The sequence below is a fragment of the Rhizobium sp. BR 315 genome, assembly GCF_050577975.1.
GTDB lineage: Bacteria > Pseudomonadota > Alphaproteobacteria > Rhizobiales > Rhizobiaceae > Rhizobium > Rhizobium miluonense.
This window is the reverse complement of the sequence record NZ_JARWKZ010000143.1, coordinates 1-815: the sequence shown is the minus strand read 5'-3', so window position 1 is coordinate 815 and position 815 is coordinate 1. Positions and strand designations below refer to the sequence as shown.

Below are 815 nucleotides of genomic sequence, written 5' to 3'. Positions count from 1 at the left end.
GGTATATAATCAAATTGTTATTTGGGAAAATTTAAAAAATTACAAAAAAGGTGGGTATCATTTTGAAGMAATTCATTACAGGTTTAACTATTCCAGTTTTAGCGCTTTCTCTTGGRTTGGGAGCTACCACAAGTTTTGCTAGTGAGTTAGATAGCCCAACCTCAAATAATGTAGTGGAACAATCTCAGCAAATAACTGCTGAAGATATAGCATCCCTAAAAGAATTTTTAACTAGTTATAATGTAGATGAGACAACTCAAGACCAATTGATTACAAAATTAAAGAATGGAGAAGTATGGGATTCTATTAAACAAGGTCAAGAACCAGTTAATACTGTTGAAAAAACAACAGAAGAAAATGGAGTTGAAACAATATCCACTTTTAAAGATGGTTCTATTGCAGTAACAACATTAGAACCAACTATTGTAGAATTTACAGAAAAGGCTCCAACTACTGGTGGTTTTTCAACATTTGCAGTTAGTCCAGGAACTGTTACAAGTGGAAGTGGTTATAAAAATTTCAAAAAAGCTAAAGCATATGTATATACTGGAATAGCTAATGCACATTTTTATGCTGATTTCACCATTGTGCAAGGTGGTAATGACTATATTTCACGAGTATATGACTATAAAATTGTAGGAATAGGCGGTACAGCTTCTTACGACAACCTTAAGATTACAAGAAAAACAGAAAATCTAAACGGAAAAGCATCTGCTAAACTTGATTTCACATGGGTTGCCTTTAACGGCGCAACAAGCAGCACTTGTTGGATTAAACTTTTTGTTGGAAAAGATTCATATAGTACTGACTATAGT

General features: G+C 33.1%; 1 protein-coding gene. It reads left to right on the top strand.

What is annotated here, in order from left to right:
* Positions 1–62: 62 nt before the first annotated feature.
* Positions 63–815, top strand: a 753-nt coding sequence (locus QD409_RS35420; RefSeq protein WP_430765034.1) for a hypothetical protein, incomplete at its 3' end; no start/stop codon positions are given.